23 protein-coding genes are annotated in these 25738 nt (G+C 71.9%); 9 read left to right on the top strand and 14 right to left on the bottom strand.

All coding sequences use genetic code 11. The features are described from left to right. Nucleotide 1: 1 nt before the first annotated feature. The 8 genes from ACLHRZ_RS22565 to ACLHRZ_RS22530 are packed head-to-tail and all read right to left on the bottom strand — an operon-like array spanning nt 2 to nt 6849. Complete coding sequence (locus tag ACLHRZ_RS22565; RefSeq protein WP_490420310.1) at nt 2-1993, bottom strand: NADH-quinone oxidoreductase subunit 5 family protein; 1992 nt, start codon at nt 1991-1993, stop codon at nt 2-4. Beyond that, on the bottom strand, nt 1990-2355 hold the full coding sequence (nuoK, locus tag ACLHRZ_RS22560) for an NADH-quinone oxidoreductase subunit NuoK (protein WP_336413098.1): 366 nt from the start codon (nt 2353-2355) through the stop codon (nt 1990-1992). The genes ACLHRZ_RS22565 and nuoK overlap by 4 nt, the downstream gene beginning before the upstream one ends. Continuing rightward, entirely contained in the window at nt 2355-2942 is a 588-nt protein-coding gene (locus ACLHRZ_RS22555; protein WP_490420309.1) for an NADH-quinone oxidoreductase subunit J family protein, read from the bottom strand. Before ACLHRZ_RS22555 ends, nuoK begins: the two co-directional genes overlap by 1 nt. Next, a complete protein-coding gene (locus ACLHRZ_RS22550) occupies nt 2939-3490 on the bottom strand; it encodes a NuoI/complex I 23 kDa subunit family protein (RefSeq protein WP_490420308.1) in 552 nt (183 codons plus the stop codon). Before ACLHRZ_RS22550 ends, ACLHRZ_RS22555 begins: the two co-directional genes overlap by 4 nt. After that, nucleotides 3490-4455 (bottom strand): complex I subunit 1/NuoH family protein, encoded by a 966-nt coding sequence (locus ACLHRZ_RS22545; protein ID WP_490420307.1) that lies wholly within the window; start codon nt 4453-4455, stop codon nt 3490-3492. Before ACLHRZ_RS22545 ends, ACLHRZ_RS22550 begins: the two co-directional genes overlap by 1 nt. Beyond that, the gene (locus ACLHRZ_RS22540; protein ID WP_490420306.1) at nt 4452-5843 is read right to left on the bottom strand and encodes an NADH-quinone oxidoreductase subunit C; all 1392 of its coding nucleotides are present in this window, start codon (nt 5841-5843) and stop codon (nt 4452-4454) included. The genes ACLHRZ_RS22545 and ACLHRZ_RS22540 overlap by 4 nt, the downstream gene beginning before the upstream one ends. Beyond that, a complete protein-coding gene (locus tag ACLHRZ_RS22535; RefSeq protein WP_490420305.1) occupies nt 5840-6442 on the bottom strand; it encodes an NADH-quinone oxidoreductase subunit B in 603 nt (200 codons plus the stop codon). The genes ACLHRZ_RS22540 and ACLHRZ_RS22535 overlap by 4 nt, the downstream gene beginning before the upstream one ends. Further along, the gene (locus ACLHRZ_RS22530) at nt 6433-6849 is read right to left on the bottom strand and encodes an NADH-quinone oxidoreductase subunit A (protein ID WP_336413104.1); all 417 of its coding nucleotides are present in this window, start codon (nt 6847-6849) and stop codon (nt 6433-6435) included. The genes ACLHRZ_RS22535 and ACLHRZ_RS22530 overlap by 10 nt, the downstream gene beginning before the upstream one ends. Before the next feature lie 137 nt (nt 6850-6986). Here ACLHRZ_RS22530 and ACLHRZ_RS22525 point away from each other — a divergent pair, with 137 nt between their 5' ends. The 6 genes from ACLHRZ_RS22525 (at nt 6987) to ACLHRZ_RS22500 (ending at nt 15862) form a co-directional block, all read left to right on the top strand. After that, a complete protein-coding gene (locus ACLHRZ_RS22525) occupies nt 6987-8144 on the top strand; it encodes a sensor histidine kinase (RefSeq protein WP_490420304.1) in 1158 nt (385 codons plus the stop codon). Between the two features lie 145 nt (nt 8145-8289). Beyond that, nucleotides 8290-9615 carry a sensor histidine kinase gene (locus ACLHRZ_RS22520; protein ID WP_490420303.1) on the top strand — a complete coding sequence of 442 codons (1326 nt, stop codon included), beginning with the start codon at nt 8290-8292 and terminating at the stop codon, nt 9613-9615. Nucleotides 9616-9749: 134 nt separating this feature from the next. After that, nucleotides 9750-10421, top strand: coding sequence for a response regulator (locus ACLHRZ_RS22515; protein ID WP_490420413.1), 672 nt, complete (start codon nt 9750-9752; stop codon nt 10419-10421). Nucleotides 10422-10752: 331 nt separating this feature from the next. Continuing rightward, nucleotides 10753-12693, top strand: a complete 1941-nt coding sequence (locus ACLHRZ_RS22510) for a 2-oxoacid:acceptor oxidoreductase subunit alpha (RefSeq protein WP_490420302.1) — start codon at nt 10753-10755, stop codon at nt 12691-12693. Next, nucleotides 12686-13765 carry a 2-oxoacid:ferredoxin oxidoreductase subunit beta gene (locus ACLHRZ_RS22505; protein ID WP_490420301.1) on the top strand — a complete coding sequence of 360 codons (1080 nt, stop codon included), beginning with the start codon at nt 12686-12688 and terminating at the stop codon, nt 13763-13765. Before ACLHRZ_RS22510 ends, ACLHRZ_RS22505 begins: the two co-directional genes overlap by 8 nt. A gap of 96 nt (nt 13766-13861) precedes the next feature. Further along, nucleotides 13862-15862, top strand: coding sequence for an APC family permease (locus tag ACLHRZ_RS22500; RefSeq protein WP_490420300.1), 2001 nt, complete (start codon nt 13862-13864; stop codon nt 15860-15862). A gap of 125 nt (nt 15863-15987) precedes the next feature. Here ACLHRZ_RS22500 and ACLHRZ_RS22495 read toward each other — a convergent pair whose 3' ends face one another. Beyond that, on the bottom strand, nt 15988-16521 hold the full coding sequence (locus ACLHRZ_RS22495; RefSeq protein ID WP_490420299.1) for a hypothetical protein: 534 nt from the start codon (nt 16519-16521) through the stop codon (nt 15988-15990). A 261-nt stretch (nt 16522-16782) separates the two neighbouring features. On the opposite strand from ACLHRZ_RS22495, the gene ACLHRZ_RS22490 reads away from it, so the two are divergent. The 3 genes from ACLHRZ_RS22490 (at nt 16783) to ACLHRZ_RS22480 (ending at nt 19810) form a co-directional block, all read left to right on the top strand. After that, entirely contained in the window at nt 16783-17688 is a 906-nt protein-coding gene (locus ACLHRZ_RS22490) for a hypothetical protein (RefSeq protein ID WP_490420298.1), read from the top strand. Between the two features lie 163 nt (nt 17689-17851). Next, nucleotides 17852-18808, top strand: coding sequence for an EamA family transporter RarD (rarD, locus tag ACLHRZ_RS22485; protein ID WP_490420412.1), 957 nt, complete (start codon nt 17852-17854; stop codon nt 18806-18808). A gap of 63 nt (nt 18809-18871) precedes the next feature. After that, nucleotides 18872-19810: a M28 family metallopeptidase gene (locus ACLHRZ_RS22480; protein WP_490420297.1), complete on the top strand. Its 939-nt coding sequence runs from the start codon at nt 18872-18874 to the stop codon at nt 19808-19810. 33 nt (nt 19811-19843) lie between these two features. On the opposite strand, the gene ACLHRZ_RS22475 is transcribed toward ACLHRZ_RS22480, so the two are convergent. The 5 genes from ACLHRZ_RS22475 to ACLHRZ_RS22455 all read right to left on the bottom strand — a co-directional run bounded on the left by ACLHRZ_RS22475 (nt 19844) and on the right by ACLHRZ_RS22455 (nt 25701). Then, a complete protein-coding gene (locus ACLHRZ_RS22475; RefSeq protein WP_490420296.1) occupies nt 19844-20731 on the bottom strand; it encodes an ABC transporter permease in 888 nt (295 codons plus the stop codon). After that, a complete protein-coding gene (locus ACLHRZ_RS22470) occupies nt 20718-21656 on the bottom strand; it encodes an ABC transporter ATP-binding protein (protein ID WP_490420295.1) in 939 nt (312 codons plus the stop codon). Before ACLHRZ_RS22470 ends, ACLHRZ_RS22475 begins: the two co-directional genes overlap by 14 nt. Before the next feature lie 76 nt (nt 21657-21732). Further along, on the bottom strand, nt 21733-23004 hold the full coding sequence (locus ACLHRZ_RS22465) for a LolA family protein (RefSeq protein WP_490420294.1): 1272 nt from the start codon (nt 23002-23004) through the stop codon (nt 21733-21735). 249 nt (nt 23005-23253) lie between these two features. Then, the gene (locus tag ACLHRZ_RS22460) at nt 23254-24264 is read right to left on the bottom strand and encodes a polyprenyl synthetase family protein (protein WP_490420293.1); all 1011 of its coding nucleotides are present in this window, start codon (nt 24262-24264) and stop codon (nt 23254-23256) included. 234 nt (nt 24265-24498) lie between these two features. Next, entirely contained in the window at nt 24499-25701 is a 1203-nt protein-coding gene (locus ACLHRZ_RS22455; RefSeq protein ID WP_490420292.1) for an FAD-dependent oxidoreductase, read from the bottom strand. Between the last annotated feature and the right edge of the window lie 37 nt (nt 25702-25738).

Raw genomic sequence — 25738 nt, 5'->3', positions numbered from 1 at the left:
GTCAGGCTCCGGTGGCTACGAGAACGGCGGCGACGGCCAGGACGACGGAGCCGGCGAACAGGGCACCGAGGTAGGTCTGCACATTGCCGGTCTGCGCCCGGCGCACGGCGGCACCGAGCAGCCCGGGGGCGGAGGCGGCACCGCGCACGTAGGTCTCGACGACCTCGCGGTCGAGGAACTGCGCCAGGCGGGCGGCGGCGCGGGTGGGCCGGACGAACAGCGCGGAGTACACGGCGTCGAGGTGGAAGCCGGCGGCGGCGTGCCGGTGCAGGGGGCCGAGCAGCAGCCGGCCCGGGTCACCGGGGTCCTGCGCGCCCGCGATGCTGCCGTAGGCCTGCTCGTGGGTGGCGATGGTCTCCGTCTCGGACACGTAGGGGGCGGCGTCCGGGTCGGCGGCCACGGCGCCCATGGGGACGGCGGCGGTGAGCGCGCGGGAACGGCGCCAGGCCGCATGGACGGCGGCCAGGCCGAGCAGGGCACAGCCGGTGCCGAGGACGGAGGTGGTGAGGGTCGGGGTCAGCGCGTGTCCGCCGAACCAGTCGGGCAGCTTCCACGCGGCCAGGCCCAGCGCGAGGGCCGGCACGAACAGCACCCAGAGCACCGCGTTCATGGCGACGGGCTCCCGGCCGTGGTCCGCGGCCTCGGGGCCCGAGCCGCGGAAGGCCATGAGCCAGAGGCGGCCGGCGTAGGCGGCGGTGAGCAGGGCGGTGAGCAGCCCTGCGGCCAGCACGGTCCAGCCGGCCGCGCCGGGGATGCCGGACGCCTCGCCGCGGGCGGCGTGCTCCGCGGCGCCGAGGACGGCCTCCTTGGAGAAGAAGCCGCTGAAGGGAGGGATCGCGGCGAGCGCGAGCAGGGCGACGGTCATCGTCCAGTACGCGTCCGGGATGCGCCGGGCGAGGCCGCCCGTGCGGGCCATCGCGGACAGCGAGTTGGTGCCGGCAGCGTGGATGATCACGCCTGCCCCGAGGAAGAGGAGCGCCTTGAAGGCACCGTGCGTGAGGAGGTGGAAGACGGCGGCGCTGCGGTCGCCGACGGCGAGGGCGCCGGTCATGTAGCCGAGCTGGCCGATGGTCGAGTAGGCGAGGACGCGCTTGATGTCGTCCTGCGCGAGCGCGGCGAGCGCCGAGCCGACCATGGTGGCGGCGGCCATCACGGCGAGCACGACGAGTGCGGCCGTGGAGGCGGCGAAGACGGGCAGCAGCCGGGCGACGACGTACACACCGGCGGCGACCATCGTCGCGGCGTGGATCAGCGCGGACACCGGGGTGGGGCCGGCCATCGCGTCGGGCAGCCAGGTGTGCAGCGGGAACTGCGCGGACTTGCCCGCGACTCCGGCGAGCAGCAGCAGCGCGACCAGCGTGGGGTGCGCGAGGCCGCCGTTCGCGGCGGCGGTGAGGACGCCGTTGATCCGGAACGTCCCGGCGTCGGCGGCCAGCGCGAAGATGCCGATCAGGAAGGGGACGTCGCCGAGCTTGGTGACCAGGAAGGCCTTGAGGGACGCCGCGCGCGCCTCCTTGGTCTCCCAGTAGTGGCCGACGAGGAAGTACGAGCAGATGCCCATGACCTCCCAGCCGACCAGCAGCACCATCAGGTCGCCGGAGTAGACGACGAGCAGCATCGCGGAGGTGAAGAGGGAGACGAGGGCCGCGTAGGAGGCGTAGCGCGGGTCGTTGCGCAGGTAGGCCGTCGAGTACAGCTGGACGCAGGTGGCGACGACGCCGACGAGGACGGCGGCGAGCACGGCGAAGCCGTCCAGGTGCAGGGCGAGGTCGATGGGCACGGAGCCGGTCGGGGTGAGCCGGGTGGCCGCGTCGATCGCCCTGCCGCCGCCCTGCTGCCAGGCCACGACGACGGCCAGCACGGCCGCGGCCACGGTCGGCAGCACGGCGAGCGGCCGGACGAACCCGGGCGCGCGGCGGCCGGTGAGCAGGCCCGCGACGGCTCCGAGGAAGGGCAGCAGGGGGACGAGAACGGCGGTGGTCGTGGTCGTCACGCGGCGGCCTCCGCCTTCTGCTGGTCCTGCTCGGGGCGTTCGGGGCGGTCGTCCGGCGTCTCCTTGAGATCGCGGAGCCGGTCGATGTCGGCGGTGCCGCGGTTGCGGTGGACGAGCAGGACGATCGCCAGGCCGATGCCGATCTCGGCGGCGGCGATGGCGATGACGAAGAGGGTGAGCGCCTGTCCGGCGTGGAGCGTGTCGCGCAGCCACACGTCGAAGGCGACGAGGTTGAGGTTGACGGCGTTGAGCATCAGCTCGACGGACATCAGGACCAGGATCGCGTTGCGCCGGGCGAGCACGCCGTAGAGGCCCACGCAGAAGAGGAGGGCGGCGAGGACGGCCGGGTAGACGAGATGCATCAGTGCTGCTCCCCTTCTCCGGTTGCTGCTTCTCCGCCTTCTGCGCGTCCCTTGCGGGACAGGACGATCGCGCCGACCAGCGCGGCGAGCAGCAGGACGGACAGGGCCTCGAACGGCAGCACCCAGTGCCGGAAGAGGATGTCGCCGGTGACCGCGGTGGTGCCCTGCGGGGAGCCGCGCAGGTCGATCCAGGTCGTCCGGAAGGCGTCCACGACGACCCAGACGAGCGCGGCCGCGGCCGCGACGGCCACCGTGAGGGCGGCCCAGCGGTTGCCCGAATCGGCGTCCGGGGAGCGGCCGATGGGGGCCCTGGTGAGCATCAGCCCGAAGAGGAGGAGCACGACGACGGAGCCGACGTAGATCAGCACCTGCACCCAGGCGATGAACTCCGCGGTCAGCAGCAGGTACTCCACGGCGAGCCCGCCGAGCGCCACCACCAGCCACAGGGCGGCGTGCACCAGTTGCCGGGTGGTGACGGTGACGAGGGCCGCGCCGAGGGTGACGATGCCGACCAGGAGGAAGGCGACCTCGACGCCGGACGGGGAGAGGAAGCCGGGCGCCTGCGCGGCGAGCGCGTGACCGGTCATGCGCTGTCCTCCGCTTCCTTCTGGGCCTGCTGTGCTGCCAGCTTCTCGGCCGTCTTGCGGGCGGCCGCGATCTCCTTGGGCTCCTCGGCCGCCGGGTCGAGCGCGGGCGGCTCGGGAACGGTCCACATCCACTCGCGGAGCCGGTCGCGTTCGTGCGTGAGCTCGTGGATGTCCGTCTCTGCGTACTCGAACTCCGGCGACCAGAACAGGGCGTCGAAGGGACACACCTCGATGCAGATGCCGCAGTACATGCACAGCGCGAAGTCGATCGCGAAGCGGTCGAGGACGTTCCGGCTGCGTTCGCGGCCGCCGGGGGTGGCCGCGGGCACCGTCTCCTTGTGGGAGTCGATGTAGATGCACCAGTCCGGGCACTCGCGGGCGCACAGCATGCAGACGGTGCAGTTCTCCTCGAACAGGCCGATGACCCCGCGGGTGCGGGGGGCCAGTTCGGGCTGCACGTCCGGGTACTGGGCGGTGACCGAGCGCCGGGTCATCGTCCGGAGCGTGACGGCGAGGCCCTTGGCGAGGCCGGAGCCGGGGACGGGCATTACTGGATCGCCACCTTCACGATGCCGGTCAGCGCGATCTGCGCGAGCGCGAGCGGGATGAGCACGGTCCAGGCCAGCTTCTGCAGCTGGTCCTCGCGCAGCCGCGGATAGCTCACGCGCAGCCAGATCACGACGAAGGCGAGCACGGCCGTCTTGAGCAGCGTCCACAGCCAGCCGAGGCCGTCGGCCCCCATGGGGCCGTGCCAGCCGCCGAGGAAGAGGACGGCCGTCAGGGCGCAGAGGACCACGATGCCCGCGAACTCGGCGAGCAGGAACATCGCGAAGCGCAGGCCGGTGTACTCGGTGTACGCACCGAAGATGATCTCCGAGTCGGCGACCGGCATGTCGAACGGCGGCCGCTGCAGCTCGGCCAGGCCGGCCGTGAAGAAGACCAGTCCGCCGACGATCTGCCAGGGCACCCACCACCAGTGGAAGGCCTCCACGATGCCCGGCAGCGAGACGGTGCCGGCCGCCATGGCGACCGAGGCGGCGGCGAGCAGCATCGGCAGCTCGTAGGCCATCAGCTGAGCGGCCGTGCGCAGGCCGCCCAGCAGGGAGAACTTGTTCGCCGACGCCCAGCCCGCCATCAGCGAGCCGAGGACGCCGACGCCCATGACGGCGAGGACGAAGAAGATCCCCGCGTCGACGAACTGCCCCACGGCGTTGCCCGGTCCGACCGGGATCGCGATGAGCACGAGCAGGTACGGCAGCAGCGCGACGGCGGGCGCGAGCTGGAAGATCCGCCGGTCCGCTCCCGCGGGGACGACGTCCTCCTTCTGCACGAACTTCACGCCGTCGGCGACGAGTTGCGCCCACCCGTGGAACCCGCCGGCGTACATGGGCCCCAGGCGCCCCTGCATGTGGGCCATGACCTTGTGCTCGGTCTGCCCGACGATCAGCGGCAGCGCGATGAACGCGACGAACACGGCGAGCAGGCGCAGGACGACGTCGAGAGTGCCACTCATGCGGTGTCGCCTCCGGCGGGGTTGTTCTGGCGGGGTTCGCCTGCGGCGGGCGGTTCGCCTGCGGCGGGCCCGGGCTCGGGGGTCCCCTCCGGGGGGTTGCCGGCTGCGCCGGGGTCGCCTGCGGCGGGCCCGGAGGGCGGCTCGGGTGCCGGGGCCGGGTCGGCTGCCGCCGGGTCGGCCGGCTCCGCGGGTTCGCCTGCGGCGGGCTGGTCGGGAGTACCCGGCTCCGCCGACTCGCCTGCGTCGGGCCCGGGGGCCGCGTCGTCGCCCCCGGCGGGGGCATCCTCGCGTCGGCCCTCGCCGGGCTCGGCTGCGGCGGGTTCGCCGGACGTACGCCGTTCCGGCGCCGCGGCCGGTTCGTTCGTGGCCGAGCCGGAAGCCGGCTCGGGTGTCGTGTCCGGTGCACCGGCACCGGGGGTCGGCTCGGGCACCGCGGTCCGTTCGGGAGCGTCGGCCGCGGCCTCGTCGAAGGCCGGGCGGGCGTGGTGCCACGGGGCGTCCGACGAGTGCGGCGGGGCCGCGGGGCCCGGTTCTGCCGGGGTGGGCTGCCGGCTCGCCGAGCCGTCGGAGGCGCTGCGGGTGCGGCGCGCCGGGGCGGCAGCCGCCTGGCTTGCCGAGCCTTCGCCGGCACTCCGCGTCCGGCGCGCCGGAGCAGCGCCCTCCGCAGCCTGGGTCGCCGAGCCCTCGCGCGCAGCGGGAGCCGCAGTGCCCTGGCTCGCCGAGCCCTCCCCTGCCGTACGAGTGCGCCGGGGCGGGCGGTCGGCGGAGGCCGCCGCGGCGCGCGGGGTGCGGGCCGGGCGGGCGGGGGCCGGGGGGAGCTGGCCCTTCAGGGGGCCCCATTCGTTGGGGTCGGGGACGCCCGGCGGGAGCATCTGGCGGCGCTTCGGGCCGCCCTCCGCCGGCTCGCCCGGCTCCTTCGCGCCGGGCCACGCCTTGGCCACGCGTGCCGCCAGGACGAAGTCCTTGCGCAGGGGGTGGCCCTCGAAACCCTCGGGGAGGAGCAGCGGGACCAGGTGCGGGTGGCCCGCGAAGTCCACGCCGAACATCTCGTGCGTCTCGCGCTCGTGCCACTCCGCACCGGCGTACACGCCGATCGCGGTCGGGAGGACGGGCGCCTCGTGCGGCACCGTCGTACGGACGAGCAGCCGGTGCACCCCGCCCGCGAGGCCCACCACGTGCACGCACACGCGGAAGCCCGTGCCGGGCTCGTCCACGGCGCTCAGCCAGTCGAAGAACGTGCAGCCCAGCCGGTCGCGGGCGGTCTCGAGCGCGGTGATCCAGGACTCCGCGGGGACGTCCACCGTGAGCAGGCCGTACGCCTCCTCCGCGGTCGCGCCCGCGCCGAAGAGCTCGTCGGGGGACTCCGGCAGCCAGCCGATGGTCGTCACCGGGACCGCCCCCCGGGCGCCGGCGGCGGGGTCACCAGGCCGCTGCGCAGCGCCGCGACCGGCGCGTCCGTGGTGTACCGCTTGCCGAGCGACTCCTCGGCGATCTTCTCCTGGAGCTTGAGGATGCCCTGCAGCAGCGCCTCGGGGCGCGGCGGGCAGCCGGGCACGTAGACGTCGACGGGGATGATCTGGTCCACGCCCTTCGTCACGGAGTACGAATCCCAGTACGGGCCGCCGCAGTTCGAGCAGGCGCCGAAGGAGATCACGTACTTCGGCTCGGGCATCTGCTCGTACAGCCGCTTCACGGCCGGGGCCATCTTGTCCGTCACCGTGCCGGAGACGATCATGAGGTCCGCCTGCCGCGGGCCGGGCGCGAACGGGATGACGCCGAGGCGGATGAAGTCGTGCCGGGCCATCGACGCGGCGATGAACTCGATCGCGCAGCAGGCCAGACCGAAGTTGAAGACCCACAGGCTGTAGCGGCGGCCCCAGTTGAGGATCACCTTCATGGGTTCGGGCGCCAGCCGGGCCAGGGTCCCCAGGCGGCGGGGCTCGGGGAGGTCGACGGGGGTCGCGGGAGTCACAGGTGTCACGTCCATTCCAGGACGCCCTTCTTCCATGCATACAGCAGGCCGACGGCGAGGAAGCCGAGGAAGACGAACATCTCCACGAGCGTGGCCCCGCCGAAGCCCGGCGCGGCGAAGACCGTCGCCCAGGGGAACAGGAAGACCGAGTCCACCGCGAAGATCACGTACAGGAAGGCGTACACGTAGTAGCGCACCTGTGTGTGCGCCCAGCCCTCCCCGACGGGGTCCACCCCGCATTCGTACGTCAGCAGCTTCTCCGGCGTCGGCACCACGGGCCGCAGCAGCCGCCCGGCGCCGAAGGCCACGGCGACGAAGAGGACTCCGATCACCGCGAGGAGGCCGACGACGGAATAGCTGTGGAAGTAGTCGGCGGCAAGCCGGACATCGGCACCACCGGCGCGCACGGTCGTTTCCGGCACGTCCGCCCCTCGCTCCCTGTCCTGTTTGTTCGACGATCTGTACGCCTGGGAGTCTAGGCCCTGGTGGGGTTGTCCCCACCCCTCACCACCCGGGGCCCCCATGGCGACAGGCCGTGCAGGACGTGCAGGCTAGGGGCATGAGCACCGACGACGACCGCCTGCCCGCACCCCGCCTCGCCTTCGACGCGCGGACGTGGAAGGAGATCGCGCACCTCCTGGTCAACCTTCCGGAGGCCGTCGTCGCCTTCCTCTACGTCTCGCTGTGGCTCTACGCGGGCATCGGTCTGGCGGTCACCGTCGTGGGTCTGCCGCTGCTGGCCGCGGGCCTGATGGGCGCGCGGCAGCTGGGCCGGGTGGAGCGGCACCGGGCCCGCCGCCTGCTGGGCGTGCACATCGACGAGCCGAGCCCGCTGGCCCGCTCGCGCGGCCGCTCGAACCACGGGTTCTTCGGCTGGCTGTGGACGACCCTGAAGGACCCGGTGGCCTGGCGCGGCACGCTGTACGGGTTCATCCGGCTGCCCTGGGGCGTCCTCACGTTCTGCCTCGTCGCGGTCTCGTTCTTCGTCGCCTGGCCGGCGCTGGGGTACCTGGCCCGGTGGCTGACCAACGTGGACCGGGCCATGGTGCGCGGCCTGCTGTGCCCGTCCAGCGAGCTGGAGCGGCGCATCGCGGAGCTGGAGCAGGACCGCGGCGTCGTCGTCGACACCGCGGCCGCCGACCTGCGCCGCATCGAACGCGACCTGCACGACGGCGCCCAGGCCCGCCTCGTCGCCCTCGCCATGGGGCTGGGTCTGGCCAAGGAGAAGCTGCTGGAGGACCCGGAAGTGGCGGCCAAGATGGTCGACGAGGCGCACGGCGAGGTGAAGCTCGCCCTGCAGGAGCTGCGCGACCTCGCCCGCGGCATCCACCCGGCCGTGCTCACCGACCGCGGCCTGGACGCGGCCCTGTCCTCGGTGGCGGGCCGCTGCACGGTGCCGGTGACCGTCTCGGTGGACCTGGACACGCGTCCCGCGCCCGCGATCGAGGGGATCGCCTACTTCACCGTCTCCGAACTGCTGCAGAACATCAGCAAGCACAGCCGGGCGCACACGGCGCGCGTGGAGGTGTGGCGGTCCGGCAACCGTCTGATGCTGCAGGTGCGGGACGACGGGCAGGGCGGTGCGGGCACCGCCACCGGGTCCGGCTTGGCCGGGCTTTCCGAGCGGCTCGGGTCCGTCGACGGGGTGTTCGTCGTGGACTCGCCTGTCGGCGGGCCGACCGTCGTCTCGGCGGAGTTGCCCTGGCGGGATCGCTAGTCAGTGCGGGTCGGCCGTGGCTGATCGCGCAGTTCGTCGCGCCCCTTACGGGGCGCACCCCCATTCGTAGGTAGGGACATCCCCACCCCCCGGACACCGATCCGCCGGATGGTTCCGGTTCCCTTCTCCCGGGAGGCTGGACGGTATGGCGATCCACCACGCAACCATCACCGGCCCCCGGATTCCCGCCGCCCTGCGCGCACCGCTGGAGGGCCGCACCTGGCGGGAGTTCCTCCACCTCCTGCTCGGCTTCCCCCTGGCCGTCGTCTACTTCTGCTACGCCATCACGATGACCGCCCTCGGCACGGGCCTGCTGATCACCTTCCTCGGCGTGCCGGTACTCGCGCTGGCGCTCGCGGGCGCACGTGGGTTCGGCGTGCTGGAGCGCGCGCGGGCCCGGGCGCTGCTGCGCCTGGACATCGAGGAGCCCGAGCCGGTGAACCCGCGCGTCCGCAACGGCCGCAGCGGCCTGATGTCCTGGGTCGGGGCCCTGTTCAAGAGCGGTACGTCGTGGCGGCACATGCTCTACGCGGTGCTGCACTTCCCCTGGTCGGTGTTCGCGTTCTGCGTCTCGCTGACGCTGTGGACGTACAGCTGGGCGATGCTCCTGTACCCGGCCTGGCAGTGGGTCTTCCCCACCTACGTCGGCCGGCCGGGCGTCCAGCTCTACGGTGACTCCGACGGGCGCTCCGTCTACCTCGGCACCCCCTTCGCGATCGCGGTGACCTGCGGCCTCGGCCTGCTGCTGGTGCTGGGCACCCCGTGGGTGATCCGCGGCCTCGCCCACGTGGACCGGCTGCTGGTGACGGGGCTGCTGGGCCCGTCCCGGCTGGCGACCCGGGTGGCCGAGCTGGAGCAGGACCGCGGCGTGGCCGTCGACACCGCGGCCGCCGACCTGCGCCGCATCGAACGCGACCTGCACGACGGCGCCCAGGCCCGCCTCGTCGCCCTCGCCATGGACCTCGGCCTCGCCAAGGAGAAGCTCGCGGCCGACCCCGAGGCCGCCGCCAAGATGGTCGACGAGGCGCACGGCGAGGTGAAACTCGCCCTGCAGGAGCTGCGCGACCTCGCCCGCGGCATCCACCCCGCCATCCTCACCGACCGCGGCCTGGGCCCCGCCCTGTCGGCGCTGGCCGCGCGCTGCACCGTCCCCGTGGGCGTCTCTGCCGACCTGGACACCCGTCCCGCGCCCGCCATCGAGGGCATGGCCTACTTCACCGTCTCCGAACTCCTGCAGAACGTCAGCAAGCACAGCCGGGCGCGGGCGGGGCGCGTGGAGGTGTGGCGGTCCGGCGACCGTCTGATGCTGCAGGTGCTCGATGACGGGCAGGGCGGTGCGAGCACCGCCACCGGGAGCGGGCTTTCCGGGCTGGCCGAGCGGCTCGGCTCCGTCGACGGGGTGCTCGTCGTCGATTCCCCGGTCGGCGGGCCGACCATCATCACCGCCGAGCTGCCTTGGCGGGATCGCTGACCACCGCAGGTCCGTTGTGGCTTGTCGCGCCCACGCGGCGGAGCCGCATGTCCAGCAGAGCCCCGCGCCCCTCACGGGGCGCGGACCCTCACGGGGCGCGTTGCTGCGATGCTGGGAGGGTGAACAGCATCAGCGTGGAGGACAGGGTGCGGGTGGTCATCGCCGAGGATTCGGTGCTGCTTCGGGAGGGCCTGACCCGGCTGCTGACCGATCGGGGGCACGAGGTCGTCGCGGGCGTGGGCGACGCCGAGGCGCTGCTGAAGGCCATCAAGGAGTTCGCGGACGAGAACGCCCTGCCCGATGTGGTGGTCGCCGACGTCCGCATGCCGCCGACGCATACGGATGAAGGCGTGCGCGCGGCCGTCCAGCTGCGCCGCGAGCACCCGGACCTGGGCGTGCTCGTGCTCTCGCAGTACGTGGAGGAGCAGTACGCGACCGAGCTGCTGGCCGGCAGCACGCGGGGCGTGGGCTACCTGCTGAAGGACCGGGTCGCCGAGGTCCGCGAGTTCGTGGACGCCGTGGTGCGCGTGGCCCGGGGCGGTACGGCGCTGGACCCCGAGGTCGTCGCCCAGTTGCTGGGTCGCAGCCGCAAGCAGGACGTGCTGGCGGGGCTCACCCCGCGGGAGCGCGAGGTGCTGGGGCTGATGGCCGAAGGACGCACGAACTCGGCCGTCGCACGGCAGTTGGTGGTGAGCGACGGGGCCGTGGAGAAGCACGTCAGCAACATCTTCCTGAAGCTGGGCCTGTCGCCGAGTGACGGGGATCACCGGCGCGTGCTCGCGGTGCTGACCTACCTCAGGTCCTGAACGGGGCGGGCGACCGCCCGCACCCGGTTGACGGAATGTCACATTGCAGCCGCAACCCCTGGTCGGACGCCCCTCCCGGAACCAACCGGAAGAGCGGGTTCGGGGCTTACGACCAGGGAACCGGGACCAAAGGACCAGCACCGCACCCCGCGGGCCAGAGCACACTCGGGGCGAGCAAAGCGGGACAAATACCAACAAAAGCATGCCCATCGCTGCGGTTGGTCACGTGCTCCTCCCCCGTCGGCCAAGGCCTGCCCACGTACGATGGCCATGGGAACGCCGCTCGGCACCACCAACCGGCGCGGCGCCGCCATGAGGGAGGTCCGAAGCAGTGACCAGCCAGGTCAGCAGCCCGGCCGGACAGGCCGATTCCGCCGAGCCCCGTGGGGACTCCCCGCCCGGGGCGGCCCCGCTCGTCAAGGAGGTCCGCCGGCTGGACCGGGTGATCATCCGGTTCGCGGGCGACTCGGGTGACGGCATGCAGCTCACGGGAGACCGTTTCACATCGGAGACGGCTTCCTTCGGCAACGACCTGTCGACGCTGCCGAACTTCCCCGCCGAGATCCGCGCCCCCGCAGGCACCCTGCCGGGAGTGTCCTCGTTCCAGCTGCACTTCGCCGACCACGACATCCTCACCCCGGGCGATGCGCCCAACGTGCTGGTGGCGATGAACCCGGCCGCGCTGAAGGCCAACCTGGGCGACGTGCCGCGCGGCGGCGAGATCATCGTCAACACCGACGAGTTCGCCAAACGCGCGATGGCGAAGGTGGGTTACGACTCCAGCCCGCTGGAGGACGGCACCCTGGACGGCTACCAGGTCCACCCCGTGCCGCTGACGACACTCACGATCGAGGCGCTCAAGGAGTTCGGCCTCTCCCGCAAGGAGGCGGAGCGCAGCAAGAACATGTTCGCGCTCGGCCTGCTGTCGTGGATGTACCACCGGCCGACCGAGAGCACCGAGGCGTTCCTGCGGAAGAAGTTCGCGAAGAAGCCGGAGATCGCCGAGGCGAACGTGACGGCCTTCCGGGCCGGCTGGAACTTCGGTGAGACCACGGAGGACTTCGCGGTCTCCTACGAGGTCGCCCCCGCAACCTCCGCGTTCCCCGCCGGCACCTACCGCAACATCTCCGGCAACCTCGCGCTGGCATACGGCCTGATCGCCGCGAGCCGCCAGGCGGACCTGCCGCTCTACCTCGGCTCGTACCCGATCACCCCGGCCTCCGACATCCTCCACGAGCTGTCGCGGCACAAGAACTTCGGCGTGCGCACCTTCCAGGCCGAGGACGAGATCGCCGGCATCGGCGCCGCCCTGGGCGCGGCCTTCGGCGGCTCGCTGGCGGTGACCACCACCTCCGGCCCGGGCGTCGCCCTGAAATCCGAGACCATCGGCCTCGCCGTCTCGCTCGAACTGCCCCTGCTGATCGTCGACATCCAGCGCGGCGGCCCCTCCACCGGCCTGCCGACCAAGACCGAGCAGGCCGACCTGCTGCAGGCGATGTACGGGCGCAACGGCGAGGCACCGGTGCCCGTCGTGGCGCCGCGCACCCCGGCCGACTGCTTCGACGCCGCGATCGACGCGGCCCGCATCGCACTCGCCTACCGCACCCCGGTCTTCCTGCTCTCCGACGGCTACCTGGCCAACGGCTCCGAGCCGTGGCGGATCCCCGAGACGGACGAACTGCCCGACCTGCGCGTGCAGTTCGCCACCTCCCCCAACCACGAGCTCGCCGACGGCACCGAGGTCTTCTGGCCGTACAAGCGCGACCCGCAGACCCTGGCCCGCCCCTGGGCCCTGCCCGGCACCCCGGGCCTGGAGCACCGCATCGGCGGCATCGAGAAGCAGGACGGCACGGGCAACATCTCGTACGACCCGGCCAACCACGACTTCATGGTCCGCACCCGGCAGGCCAAGACCGACGGCATCGCCGTCCCCGACCTGGCCGTGGACGACCCCACCGGCGACGCCGAACTGCTGGTCCTGGGCTGGGGCTCGACCTACGGGCCGATCACCGCGGCCGTGCGCCGCGTGCGCGCGGCGGGCGGCGCCGTCGCCCAGGCCCACCTGCGCCACCTCAACCCCTTCCCGGGGAACCTCGGGGACGTACTGGGGCGTTACGAGAAGGTGGTCGTACCGGAGATGAACCTCGGCCAGCTCGCCACCCTGCTGCGAGCGAAGTACCTGAAGGACATCCGCTCCTACACCCAGGTGAGCGGAATGCCGTTCAAGGCCGAGCAGCTCGCCGATGTGCTCAAGGAGGCCATCAATGACTGAGACGCTCTCGGAGGGCGTGTCCTCCATCGAGGCGCTCAAGCTGGTGCCCAAGGCCGAAGCCGTGCAGTCCATGAAGGACTTCAAGTCCGACCAGGAAGTGCGCTGGTGCCCCGGCTGCGGCGACTACGCCATCCTCGCCGCCGTGCAGGGCTTCATGCCCCAACTCGGCCTGGCGAAGGAGAACATCGTCTTCGTCTCGGGCATCGGCTGCTCCTCCCGCTTCCCGTACTACATGAACACCTACGGGATGCACTCCATCCACGGCCGCGCCCCGGCCATCGCCACGGGCCTGGCCTCCTCCCGGCAGGACCTCAGCGTCTGGGTGGTCACAGGTGACGGCGACGCACTGTCCATCGGCGGCAACCACCTCATCCACGCCCTCCGGCGCAACGTCAACCTCAAGATCCTCCTCTTCAACAACCGGATCTACGGCCTGACGAAGGGCCAGTACAGCCCCACCTCCGAAGTCGGCAAGATCACCAAGTCCACGCCGATGGGCTCACTGGACGCCCCCTTCAACCCGGTCTCGCTGGCCATCGGCGCGGAAGCCTCCTTCGTCGCCCGTACCGTCGACTCCGACCGCAAGCACCTCACCGAGGTACTGCGCCAGGCCGCCGCCCACCCGGGCACCGCACTGGTGGAGATCTACCAGAACTGCAACATCTTCAACGACGGCGCCTTCGAGGCGCTGAAGGACAAGCAGCAGGCGCAGGAGGCGGTCATCCGCCTCGAACACGGTCGGCCGATCCGCTTCGGCACCGACAACGCCAAGGGCGTCGTCCGCGACCCGTCCACCGGCGACCTGAAGGTCGTCGACGTGACCGCGGAGAACGAGGCGCAGATCCTGGTGCACGACGCCCACGCGGCGTCCCCCACCACCGCGTTCGCGCTCTCCCGCCTCGCGGACCCCACCACGCTGCACCACACGCCCATCGGCGTCTTCCGCAGCGTCGACCGGCCCGTCTACGACACCCTCATGGCCGACCAGCTGGAGGCCGCCGTCGAACAGCAGGGCAAGGGCGACCTCGCCGCGCTGCTCGCCGGCAACGACACATGGACCGTCGTCGGTTAGTCCGTACCTCTGCCGCGCCCCGGCCGGGCACCCGATTCGGGTGCCCGGCCGGGGCGTCTGACAGTGATTCGGCCTGGGAACCGTTCTCATATGGCCATGGCCGACTCAAAAGCGCCCCTCGACGGGGACGGTGCGCCCGTCGTCATCCGCGACCGGTTCGCCTACCGCGTCAAACGCCGTCTCCTCGGCCCCCCGCTCGTCACCGAGCAGCTCGCCGCGGAAAAGCTCTCCAACCCCCTCGCCCTCGGCGTCCTCGCCTCCGACTGCATCTCCTCCACCGCGTACGGCACCGAGGAGATGCTGCGCATCCTCGTCCCGGTCGTCGGCGTGGCGGCCTTCACGCTGCTGATGCCGGTGACGGGCGCGATCCTGCTCGTCCTGCTGCTCCTGACGCTCTCCTACCGGGACGTCGTCTCCGTCTACACCCGCGCCGGCGGCTCGTACGTCGTCGCCCGCGAGAACTTCGGGCCGCGCATCGCCCAGATCGCGGCCGTCGCCCTGCTCGTCGACTACATCGTCACCGTCGCCGTCCAGACCGCTGCCGGGACCGATGCGCTGATCTCCCTCGCCCACCTCGTCGGCAACAACTACACGGGCATGGACCACCTCAAACTGCCCATCACCGCGGGCGTGGTGGTGGTGCTGATGTACGGCAACCTGCGCGGCATCCGCGAGGCGGGCCGGGCCTTCGCCGCCCCGGCCTACCTCTTCATGGTGGCCGTCGCGCTGATACTGACCGTCGGCCTGGTCCGCGCCCTCACCACCGGGCTGCCGCACGCGGACGTGCACGCGCACGGCGCCATCCCGCTCGGCACCTCCGGCAGCGGCTTGCTGTACGGCACTTCGCTCTTCATGGTGCTGCGCTCGTTCGCCAACGGCGGCTCCTCGCTCACCGGCCTGGAGGCGATCTCCAACGGCGTCTCCGCCTTCCGCAGCCCGCAGGGCATCAACGCCCGCCGCACGCTGACCGCGATGAGCATCATCCTCGGCATCATGGTGCTCGGCGTCTCCACGCTCGCCCACTTCACGCACGCGATCCCCTACGTCGACGGCAACCCGACCGTCATCGCCCAGGAGGCCCACCTCATCTTCGGCAGCGGCTGGCTGGGCACGGTGGGCCTGGTGTACGTCCAGCTGGCGACGGCCCTGATCCTCTACACGGGCGCCAACACCCCGTTCACGGGCTTCCCGTTCCTCGCCAGCTTCGTCGCCGAGGACCGCTTCCTGCCCCGCCAGCTGACCCGGCGCGGCCACCGCCTCGCCTTCTCCAACGGCATCATCTGCCTCACCGTCGTCTCCCTCGCGCTGCTCTTCGTCACGGGCAGCAGCGTCGACAGACTCGTGGCGCTCTACGCCATCGGCGTCTTCACCGGCTTCACGATGGCGGCCGCCGGCATGACGGCCCACCACTGGCGCCGCGAGGAGCCGCACCGCCGGCTGAAGATCGGCGTGAACCTGGCGGCGGCCGTGACCTCCGCGATGGTGGTCGTGATCTTCGCGATCACGAAGTTCACGGAAGGCGCGTGGCTGGTGGTCGTCGTCTTCCCGGTCGGCGTCTGGGCGTTGATCCGCATCAACCGCCAGTACCGCGACGAGGCGGAGGCCCTGGAGAACGTCCCCACGTTCACGACGGACCGCCCGCGGTGGCGGCGGCACGTGGTGTACGTCCTCGTGGACGGCCTCGACCTGGCGACGGTCAAGGCCCTGCGCTACGCCCACGAACTCCGCCCGGACGAGGTCCGCGCCGTCCACTTCATGATCGACGAAATGCGGGCCCGCCGCCTGGTGTCCCGCTGGGACGAGACCCCCGGCACCACGGTCCCCCTGGAACTCGTCAACTGCCCGGACCGCCGCCTCCGCCGCGCAGTGGCAGAACTGGCGGCCCGCACGACGGAGGACGGCACGACGGCCCTCACCCTCCTGATCCCACGACGCACCCATTCGACGCCCCTGGGACGGCTGTTGCACCGCGACACGGGCAACGAGATCGCCCGCGTACTGGAACAGCTGCCGAACGTGGCGGTGACGATCCTGCCGTTCGACGTGACGCGGGCGATGCAACGGCTGCGGAGGGGGGAGGCGGAGCCGGAGGTGTGAGGGGGGCGGGGGCTTCGCCCGTGCGGAGCCAAGGCCTCCGGCAGCGCAAACCCTCATTTCACGAGGCGTGGCGTGAGGGTTCGTGCTGTCGGAAGCGCTGATTCCGGGCCCCCCGACAGTGCCCCTCACCACCCCGACCGGCTTGCCGGTTCGGCCTGTTCGGCGGTGCCGCCCGCCAGCGCGGCCGCCCGCCCCCGTATCAGCAGGTTCTGCGTCCCCAGGCCGATCGCCAGGTATGCGTACACCGAGGCCGTGCCGAGCAGGCCCGTCCCCGTCGCGTGGTCGATCCAGAGGCCCAGGCCGAAGTGGGCGGCCACCGAGGCCAGCCAGAAGGTGGTGGTGGCCGCCGTGCCCTTGCGCAGCACCGCGCCCTGGGGGTCGCGCCAGACGCGTACCGTTCGCGCCCTGACCGCGCCGAAGACCGCCGCTACGGCGAAGCCGGCGGCCAGGAGGGCGATGGGCAGCGTGGTCAGCGGGTGGTCCTTGACGACCGAGGCGATGCCGAAGGCCAGGCCCGCGATACCCAGGGCGGCGAAGACCGCCGGGGTGATCAGTGAGCCGATGCGGCGCACCGGGCGGGTGCGCAGTTGCCGACGGACCACCAGGCCCACGATCACCGCTGCTACGACGAGGGCGGGCTCGCCGTTCGTGTTCTGCATGTCAACTCCCCCGATTCAGGCGCTGCATGGGGTCGGCAGCGCCGTACCGCCTTATTGTGCGCTGCGCATCCCGGGGCCCGTCCTGGTAAAAATTCCGGGTTACTCTGCTCAGCTCTAGAAATCCGGGGGATATCAGTGGCCACCCCGCCGCAACCACAGCCGCAATCACAGCCGCAGCCGCAGCAACCCGCAGACTGGGGGCAGGGATGGGGTCAGTCCCAGGCCCCCGATCCATATCCCGTCTGCCGGCTCTGCGGTGCCATGCCCGCCGCCGACGTCACCGTCCGCGGACACCAGGGCATTCTCATCCTGATGCGCTTCCTGAGCCTGCGCGGCCCTTTCTGCCGGAATTGCGGTACGGCCGTGTGGCGCGACATGACCGGGAAGACGCTCTGGCAGGGCTGGTGGAGCCCCATATCCCTGGTCGCCATCACGCCTTTCACGTTGATCTGGAATCTCACGGTCAGGGCCAAGCTGAACAAGCTCCCGCCGCCGATACCGGGGCAGCCCGGCCCGCAGCTCGACCCGGGGGTGCCGCTGCGCCGGCGGCCCGTCGTGCTGGCCGCGTTGATCCCCCTCGCCTGGTTCGCGTTCCTGGTCTTCCAGATCGTGACCCACTCGGGCGGTTCCTCGGACGACGCGAGCAGCGGGAGCAGCAGCCGTCCCGTGAGCGGTCACTCCAGCGCCTCGGACGACGACAAGCCGCAGAAGCCGCTGAAGCTCGGGCAGCCGAGCGCCCAGACGCAGGACGTCGAACGCGGCGGCAGGACGGGGAAGTTCACCATCACGCCGCAGAAGGTCGTCATGGGCAAGCCGTCGGATCTCGACGAGCTGAAGGACAAGGACAAGTACGCCGGCCAGACCATCGCCTGGGTGTACGTCGACGCCAAGCTCGTCGGCGGTGACGCGCCGGTCCAGGGCCCCATGATCATGACGAACGTCGGGACGCTCTCCGGCGGTCAGCCCGGGACCAAGCTCCTGATCATGTTCGGCGACCTGGGCAGCAGGCCCGCGGACTGCAAGAGCGAGGACGTCGACGCCACCTGGCAGAAGGGCGACGAGCACACCCTCTGCACCCCCTACCTCGTGCCGGAGGCGCAGAAGCTCACCACCGTGACGTACTCGCGCGGCTGGTACAAGGAACCGCTGAAGTGGGACGTGGGCTAGGCGCCCCTCCGCCGGAGGCGGGTGTCATGACCGTCACGCGAGACGCGAATGACATACACCCGCCTCCGGCGCTAACTTCGCTGGGTCGCATCCATCCACCGCCGCCCAGGGAGGGACCTTGACGTCGAACCTGCCGTCCGCACGCAGCGAAACCCGTACGGGGATGATCTGCAGCATCGCCGCGTACTCGATCTGGGGTCTCTTCCCGCTGTACTGGCCGCTGCTCAAACCCGCCGGTGCGGCCGAGATCCTCGCGCAGCGCATGGTGTGGTCGCTCGTGGCCGTCGTCGCCGTGCTGGCCGTGACGCGGCACTGGGGGTGGATACGGCCGCTGCTGCGGCAGCCCGGGCGGATCGGGATGATCGCGCTCGGGGCCGTCTTCATCTCCGTGAACTGGGCGGTCTACATCTGGGGCGTGAACTCCGGGCACGTCGTCGAGACGTCCATGGGGTACTTCATCAACCCCCTCGTGAGCATCGCCTTCGGTGTTCTCATCCTGCGCGAGCGGCTGCGGACCATGCAGTGGGTGGCCGTCGGGGTGGGCGCGGCGGCGGTGGTCGTGATGACCGTGGCCTACGGGAAGCCGCCGTGGATCTCCCTCGCGCTCGCCGCCACGTTCAGCTCGTACAGCCTGGTGAAGAAGCGGGTCGGGCTCGGCGGGCTGGAGTCGCTCGCCGCCGAGACGGCGGTGCAGTTCCTGCCCGCGCTCGGCTTCCTGATCTTCCTCGGGGCGCAGGGCCACAGCACCTTCACCCACCACGGCACCGGGCACGCCCTGCTGCTGATGTGCTCGGGCGCCCTCACCGCGCTGCCGCTCATCTGCTTCGGCGTGGCCGCCGTGCGGCTGCCGCTCACCGTGATCGGAATGGTGCAGTACCTCGCGCCGGTCTTCCAGTTCGCCCTGGGGCTGGCCGTCTTCCACGAGACGATGCCGGCCGAGCGCTGGGCGGGCTTCGCCCTGGTCTGGCTGGCGCTGGCGCTGCTCGTCGGGGACGCGGTGCGGACGGCGCGGGCGGGGCGCATCGCCCTGCGGAGTGCGCAGGGCAAGGCAACGGTGCCCGACGACGACACCAACACCCCCTCCGATAAGCGGAATCCGGTGTCCGAAATCCGCTCTTGACGCACGTCCGGGGGGCCACCCAGCATCATGCTCACGTCAAGCACTGAGTTGGGAGCCCCCCACATGCGTCCCAGAAACCACCTTGCTGCGGCGTTGCTCGCCGCTGCCCTCATCGGCGCCTCCTCCGTACCGGCGTCCGCGGCGCACCCCGCAACGGCCACCGATGCGCCCGGGATACCCGTCGCCGGCATCAAGGCCCATCTCGACCGGCTCCAGTCCATAGCCGACGCCAACGGCGGCAACCGCGCCCACGGGCGCAGCGGCTACAAGGCCTCGCTCGACTACATCAAGAGCAAGCTGGACGCGGCCGGATACACCACGACCGTCCAGCAGTTCACGTCCAACGGCTCCACCGGCTACAACCTCGTCGCCGACTGGCCGGGCGGGGACGCGAACCACGTCGTCTTCGCCGGCTCGCATCTCGACTCCGTCGCCCGCGGCCCCGGCATCAACGACAACGGGTCCGGCTCCGCCGGCGTCCTGGAGGTCGCCCTCGCCGTGGCCCGCTCCGGCTACAAGCCGGACAAGCACCTGCGGTTCGGGTGGTGGGGCGCGGAGGAGCTCGGGATGGTCGGCTCGACGGACTACGTCAACAAGCTGTCCGGCGCCGACCGTTCGAAGATCGACGAGTATCTGAACTTCGACATGATCGGCTCGCCGAACCCCGGGTACTTCGTCTACGGGTACGACTCCCGTCTGCAGGGGCTCTTCGAGAACTGGTTCGCGGCGAAGAACATCGCGACCGAGGTCGACCACGAGGGAGACGGCCGGTCGGACCACGCCCCCTTCCAGGACGCCGGGATTCCCGTGGGCGGGCTGTTCAGCGGTGCCGACTACATCAAGACCGATGAGCAGGCGGCCCATTGGGGCGGGACGGCGGGGCAGGCGTTCGACGCCTGCTATCACCAGGCGTGTGACACGTCGGCGAATCTGAACGACGGTGCGCTCGGTACGAACACTGCCGCCATCGCCAGTGCGGTGTGGAAGCTGAGCGGCTCGTAAGGGGGTTGCCGGGGCCCCGCGGCCCCGGCTCCCTCACGCCGTCACGTCCCGCGTCGTGAACCTCGCCCACGCCGCCGAGCCGAACACCGCCACGTACAGCGCCTGCAGCCCCAGGTTCCGTACCAGCTGTTCGCCCCAGACCGGGTCCCGCAGCAGGTCCGCGAAGCTCTGCCAGTAGTGCGAGAAGAGGTACGGCTGGACGGCGTGCAGCTGCGGGAACTGGTCCAGGATCTGCACCGTGATCAGCAGGCCCACCGTCGTCGCCATCGCCGCGATGCCGCTGTCGGTGAGCGTCGAGACGAACAGGCCCAGCGCCGCCAGGCCGGTCAGCGACGCCGCCACGAGGCCCGCAATCGCCAGGGCCCGCAGCAGGCCGTTCCCGAAGGACACCGTCGTCCCGCTGATCAGCGTCACGTCGCCCAGCGGGAAGAGCAGAGCCCCGACCGTGAGGGCCGACACCGCCACGACCAGCGTCGCCGCCAGGCAGAAGACCAGCGTGGACGCGTACTTGGCGAGCAGCAGCCTGGTCCGGCCCGCGGGCGCCACGAGCAGGTAGCGCAGCGTGCCGGCGGACGCCTCCCCGGCGACGGAGTCGCCCGCCACGACGCCCACCGCCATGGGGAGGAAGAACGGCAGCGTCACCGCCAGCGACGTGAAGACCAGGAACAGGCCGTTGTTGGTGACCTGGTTGATGAAGGCCGGGCCCGCGGCCCCGCCGTCGCCGCCCCGCCGGGTCTCCAGCTTCACCGCGATGCCCACCAGCACCGGCACCGCCGCCAGCACCCCCAGCAGCGCGAGGGTGCGCCAGCGCCGGAACACGGTGACGGTCTCGTTGCGGAAGAGGGAGGCGCGCCACAGCGGGTTCGGGCGCCGGGCCCGCAAAGGCGCCGTCTCGGCCTGCGACATCTCAGCCTGCGACATCGAATCCCTCCCCGGTGAGTGCCACGAACGCGTCCTCCAGCGAGCCCCGTTGGGCGCCGAAGGCCCGTACCCGGACGCCCGCCCGGACCAGTGCGGCGTTGAGGTCCGCCAGGTCGGCGGCGGGCGGTTCGCCCGTCACGCGGTCGTCGGCGACCACGAGGTCGGTCACACCGTGCTCCTTCAGGACGCGCACGGCCTCGGCCGTGTCGGGTGTGGTGACGGACAGCCGGCCGCGCACGGAGGAGGCCAGTCCGGCCACCGTGCCCTGGGTGAGCAGCCGGCCCTGGGACATCACCGCGACGTGCGTGCAGACCTGCTCGATCTCGTCCAGGAGGTGGGAGGAGAGGAAGACCGTGGTGCCCCCGGCGGCCAGGCCGCGCACCAGGGCACGGATCTCGCGCATGCCCTGCGGGTCGAGGCCGTTGGTCGGCTCGTCGAGCACCAGCAGCTCGCGCGGCTGCAACAGGGCGGCCGCCAGGCCGAGTCGCTGCTTCATGCCGAGCGAGTACGCCCGGGCCCTCTTGGCCGCGGCACTCGCGAGCCCCACCCGCTCCAGCGCCTCGCCGACCCGGGCGGCCCGGGTGCGGGGATCCGCGGCGGGGTCGGCGGAGTCGAGCCGGACGAGGTTGTCGCGGCCGCTGAGGAAGCCGTAGAGCGCGGGTCCCTCGATCAGGGCCCCCACCCGGGGCAGCACCCGCTGCCCCGCCCGCGGCATCGGCTCGCCGAGGACCCGTGCGACACCCGACGTCGGCTCGATCAGGCCCATGAGCATGCGGATCGTGGTCGTCTTCCCGGAGCCGTTGGGGCCGAGGAAGCCGAAGACGCTGCCGCGCGGCACGACGAGGCCGAGGCCGTCGACGGCCGGCCGGCCGCGTCCGTAGCGCTTGGTGAGCGCATGTGTCTCGATCACCGGTTCCGGCTCCATGGCCGCTCCTTTCACCGACGCGCATGTCACCCCGGCCGGACAGCGGCCGGGGTGACGATCGGGACGGGCATCCGGCCTACTTGGCCGCGTCCGCCGCCTTGATCAGCGCGTCCTTGGAGACCGCGCCGACGTAGACCCTGCCGTCGTCCGTCATCAGGGCGTTGACGACCCGGGTGCTGAAGACGCGGCCCGAGCCGAAGTCGCCCGTCACCTTGGAGCCGAAGCTGTCGAGCAGCTTGGACGCGTCGCCGTTCTTGTCCGCGCCCTTGTCCGCGCCCTGGCTCTTGCCCTTGCCCGGGACCGCGGCCTTGTCGCCCTTGAACTCGGCGATGGACGCCCAGCCCTTGCCGATGACCTTCGAGCCGCCCTGGTGACCCGCACCGCCGGTCATGCCGTTCAGACCGTTCAGGCCCTCGGGGAGCTTGCCGCCCTTCTCCTCCTTGCCGCTCTCCTTGCCGCCCTCGGTCACCTTGGCGCCCTTCGGCGGGGTGAACGTGAAGGTGTCCGCCGCCGGCTTGCCGAAGTCCACCTTGGTGAACGAGGCGTCGACCACGGCCTTGCCGCCGCCCTTCGGGGAGAGCGTGAACTTCAGCGGCACGCCGTTCTTCGCGTCGACCGCGATGCGGATGGAATCCACCGTCGTGTCGGACTGCTTGGGCTTGATCAGCAGCTGGTAGGCGTCCCGCCCGGCCACCTTCGCCGTGCCGTCGACCGTGACCGCCGTGGTGTCGTCCACCGCGGCGAGGGCCTTCTTGGCCATCTCCTGCGGCGAGGCGTCCTTCACGTCGCCCGGCATGCCCCCACGGGGAGCCTTGCCGTCGTGCTGCTCCTGCGGCGCCTTCGAGCGGTACGCGGTGTTGCTCGCGCTGTCGTACGCCCAGACCTGGTCGCCGTTGCGGACGACGCTGTACTCGGCGGACTGCTCGACGATCGACAGCCGCTGCTTGTCCGGACCGTCGGCGGCCACGCGCAGCGTGTGCGTGCCGGAGGCGAGTTCGGTGAGCTTGGCCTGCGGGGAGGCGTCACCCTTGGCGCCGCTCTTCCCGCCGCTCTTCCCGTCGCCGCCCAGCGAGAGGCCCGAGGGCAGGGCGGGCAGGCCCAGGTCCGTGCTGATCTTCACCGTGCCCGACATCTGCTGGGTGTCGGACGCGGCCATCTTGGCTATGAGGTCCTGCGCGCTGATCTTCGGCAGGTCGGGATCGCCGGAGCTCGCGAGGGCGGAGCCGATGCCGATGGCCGACGCGGCCACGCCCGCCACCACGACCGGCACCGCGTAGCGGACGGCCTTGCGGCGGCCCGTGCCGCCGGCGGTGGCCTCGGCCTCAGGTGTCGGCTGGATCCGTGCCATGTGCTCTACCTCCGTCGTCTGCGGCGGTCTTGCACGCCGTGGCGAAGCGCTGCGCACGCCACGCGCCCCCACCCAAGGCTCGACAGTGGCCCGACCGCTCGGTGGTGAGGACGTCTTCCATTCCACCAAAGCGGCCGTGGACGGTCATCAGCCGACGGGATCAACTCGGCGTACGCCTCGGGTATGACACAGGACGGGAACGGGCCCGCCGTGCGGCGGAACACCCGTCACCGACGCACCGTCAGCCCGTCAGCCCGCGCGGTGCACCACCGCGTCGCACAGCTCCTCCAGCGCGGCCTTCGCCGGGCAGGCGGGCAGCGGCGACAGGATCGCGCGGGCCTCCTGCGCGTAGCGCACGGTGTCGCGCCGCGCCTGCTCCAGCGCCGGGTGGGCGCGCAGCCTGCGCAGTACCTCGGCGTGGACCGCGTCGTCGGACAGGTCGCCGTCGAGCAGCGCGCACAGCTCCAGGTCCTCGGGCGCGCCGGTGGCCGCGGCGTGGGCCCGCAGGTGCAGCACGGGCAGGGTGGGGATGCCCTCGCGCAGGTCCGTGCCGGGCGTCTTGCCGGACTCGTGGGAGTCGCTGGCGATGTCCAGGACGTCGTCGGCGAGCTGGAAGGCGGTGCCGAGCCGCTCCCCGTAGTGGGTGAGGATCTCGACGACGCCCTCGTCCGCGCCGGACATCATGGCGCCGTAGCGGCCGGAGACGGCGATCAGCGAGCCGGTCTTGCCGGCGATGACGTCCAGGTAGTGCTCGACGGGGTCGCGCCCGTCGCGCGGGCCCGCCGTCTCCAGGATCTGGCCGGTCACCAGGCGCTCGAAGGCCTCGGCCTGGATACGGACGGCCTCCGGGCCCAGGTCGGCGAGTATCCGCGAGGCACGGGAGAAGAGGAAGTCGCCGGTGAGGACGGCCACGGAGTTGTCCCAGCGGGAATTGGCGCTGGGCACGCCGCGGCGCACCGCTGCCTCGTCCATGACGTCGTCGTGGTAGAGCGTGGCCAGGTGCGTGAGCTCGACGACGACGGCCGAGGGCGCCACGCCGGGGGCGTACGGGTCGCCGAACTGCGCGGCGAGCGTCACCAGCAGCGGGCGGAACCGCTTGCCGCCGGCCCGGACCAGGTGCTGGGCGGCCTCGGTGATGAAGGGCACGTCGCTCTTGGTGGCCTCCAGGAGGCCCTCCTCGACAGCGGCCAACCCGGCCTGGACATCGGCTTCAAGAGCCTGGTCCCGCACGCTCAGCCCGAAAGGCCCGACGACGGTCACGAGGGGTACTCCTGTCTGCCTGCGAACACGGGGTTTGTCGATGTGTCGCTGTCTCCACCGAAAGTCAGCGTATCCGGTCGGCTGTCGATCACCCTCGGCGCCCGTCCTTTCCGGCCCGGCCGCCCGGTGGCGCGATCCTTTCGTTCGCCGCCGGCCGGCGGCTCCGGAACCCGGCCACGCAAACGCCGGACGGGCCTGAAAGTGCCCGTCCGGCGTTCCTGAACCGCGGTCCCGTTACAGCACCGCCACCGCCCGCGCCAGCCGCGGCGACGCGTACTCCGTCCCGCACACGAACCGCATCACCGGCCCGTAGCTGGCCGCCGCGGGCAGCCCGGTGAAGAAGAGGCCCGGCACCGAGGACCGGTAGCCGGCCCCCAGCCGCGGCCCGCCCGCCGACACCGCCAGCCGGGCGCGCAGCCCGGCCCCGAGGAAGTCGAGCGAGCCGAGGTCGACGCGGTAGCCGGTGGCGGCGATGACGTGGTCGGCGCGCATCTCGCTCGCGACGCCCCCGTCACCCGTGAGCGTGAGCACCGCACGCCCGTCCTCCGTCCGCGCACCGGTGATCCGCCGCCCCTCGCTGACCTGCACCCGGCCGACGAACCGGTCGCGCAGCCACCAGGCCCCCAGCGGCCCGAGCACCCGGCGCACCAGGAAACTCCGGGTCGGCGACGGCAGATGACGGAAGCGGTCGGCGTGGTACGAGAACGCGTACAGCGACCAGGCGCGCCCGAAGGGCGTGTCCGGCTTCAGCGGCGACTGCCCGTCCGGCGGCGCCCCGAAACGCACCGCGCCGCGCCTGCGGGCGACCACGCGCACGGCGGCGGCCCCCGCGTCGGCCAGCAGCACCGCGGTCTCCAGCGCGGACTGCCCTGCGCCGACGACCACGACCTCGCGCCCCGCGAAGCCGGACAGGTCGCGGTGCTGGGAGCTGTGCGAGAAGGCGGCGCCCGGCGCGGGGCCGTCCGGCGCCGCCGCGGCCAGTTCGGACGGCAGGTGCGCCAGCCCGCTGAGCCCGGTGGCCACGACGACCGCGCGGGCGGCGAACTGCTCGCCCGAGTCCAGCTTCAGCTCGAAGCCGGCACCGTGGTCGCGCCGCTCCACGGAGACCACGCGCACCTGCTCCAGGCCGGGCACCAGCCGCTCCTGGAACCACAGCCCGTACCGGGCGAAGGTCTCGACGGGGATGACGTCCCAGTCGGACTCGTAGCGGCCCTCCCCCGTGTCCAGGCAGAAGTCGGACAGCGTGTGCCCCGGCTGCGGGGCGTCGATGCTCGAGGCGACCGGGGTGGATTTCAGCAGCATCCCGGCGGGCATGTGCTCGCGCCAGCTCACCATCGGGACGCCGAAGACCCGGGTGGGGACGTTGCGTGCTGTGAGGTGGGCCGCGGTCGAGAGGCCGTACGGACCGGCCCCGATGACTGCTACCGGAAGTGTCACGTGCTTCCCCTCCAGGGCGTTCCTCGCTCCAGGGCCT

The sequence above is a fragment of the Streptomyces sp. AM25 genome, assembly GCF_058146165.1.
The sequence above is the reverse complement of the archived record's forward strand: the minus strand, read 5'-3'. Positions and strand labels throughout refer to the sequence as shown.